This window comes from Nocardioides sp. NPDC059952 (genome assembly GCF_042730435.1).
GTDB lineage: Bacteria > Actinomycetota > Actinomycetes > Propionibacteriales > Nocardioidaceae > Nocardioides.
This window is the reverse complement of the sequence record NZ_JBHWLY010000161.1, coordinates 1-1,355: the sequence shown is the minus strand read 5'-3', so window position 1 is coordinate 1,355 and position 1,355 is coordinate 1. Positions and strand designations below refer to the sequence as shown.

Genomic DNA, 1,355 nt, shown 5'->3' with positions numbered 1-1,355 from the left:
CCCTCGGCCCCCTCCCCACTACCTGCCGCCATTGGCCTCGAACAGGGGCCGCCCGGGGTACCCGACCCCGGGCCCGACCTGCGCTTTTCGGTCGGCCGGACGATCAACAACTTCGCAAAGTCTCCGGATCACCGTGGGATACCCCTGCAGGTGTGTGATTGACTCAGGCGCTGTGCCCGGGCTCACGACCCAGCTTCAGCGGAAGTGGCGAAGGGTGCTCTCGGGCGATACCCCCACATTGTCGAGCGAAGGATTGCGCAGTGGCCACCAGCCACAGAGGCGATTATCGAGCTGTCCGTAGAACCAAGAACGCCGTGGCGACCGCCGGGATCGTCACGTTCGCGACCAGCGGGGCGATAGCCGCCGGGGCGGCCGCGGCGAACCCCGGCGTCGTGATCTCCGAGGTGGAGGAGAAGTCCGGCCTCCGGTTGCCGTCGCCGGCCGATCGGCGCATCGAGGCCGAGGCCAAGGCGGCTGCGAAGATCCCGGCGCTGCCGACGACCCGTGAGGACACCCGGATGTCGAGCGACCGCCGCGAGGTCACCGGCCGGGAGGCGACGGTCAGCCGCAGCGGCGAGCGTGGGGGAGGGGCGGCGACCAGTGCGCTCAGTGAGGTCGCGACGATCGAGTCGCTGATCGAGCGGCCGACGTCAGTCAGCGGCGGTTCGCAGAAGGCGGTGCTGCGATATGTCCAGGACGACGTCACCGTCTATGCCTCCTACGGGAAGCGTGCCAAGGAGCTCGGCGAGCTGAAGCTCGGGCGCGCGGTCTACTACACCGGCCGCGACGAGGGTGGTCGCCAGGAGATCGTCCTGGAGGGCAACCCGGTGTGGATCCCCGAGGGCAACCTCGGCAAGACCAAGCCCGAGCTTCCGCCCGAGCCCACCCCTACTCCGACGCCTTCTCCGACGCCGTCCGAGGAGGCCCCGGCGGGACTGGACTTCTCCGCCTGCGGAGACGCCTCTGTCGAGGACGGCCTGGTCGCCGATGCGGTCGACCTCTACCGCGCCGTCTGCAACGCGTTCCCGGCGGTCGCCTCCGGCACCACCTACGGCTACGACCCGCACGGCGAGCACATCGACGGCAAGGCGCTGGACTTCATGACCGACGACAAGGAGCTCGGTGACGCCATCGCCGCCTTCGTCCAGGAGCACGCCGCGGCGCTCAACATCTACGACATCATCTGGTACCAGCGCATCTGGACCCCGGTCCGAGCCGACGAGGGCTGGCGCCCCATGGAGGATCGCGGCGACCCCACGGCGAACCACTACGACCACGTGCACGTAGCCGTCAACTAGATCGCCGAGTCGGCGCGTCCTGACCGAAATCACCGCCGAGTCGGCTCGTTCTAACGC

General features: G+C 69.1%; 1 protein-coding gene. It reads left to right on the top strand.

The features are described 5' to 3' along the window. Positions 1 to 314 precede the first annotated feature (314 nt). Entirely contained in the window at positions 315 to 1,298 is a 984-nt protein-coding gene (locus tag ACFV9G_RS29880; RefSeq protein WP_378733118.1) for a mucin-2 protein, read from the top strand. The last annotated feature ends 57 nt before the right edge of the window (positions 1,299 to 1,355 follow it).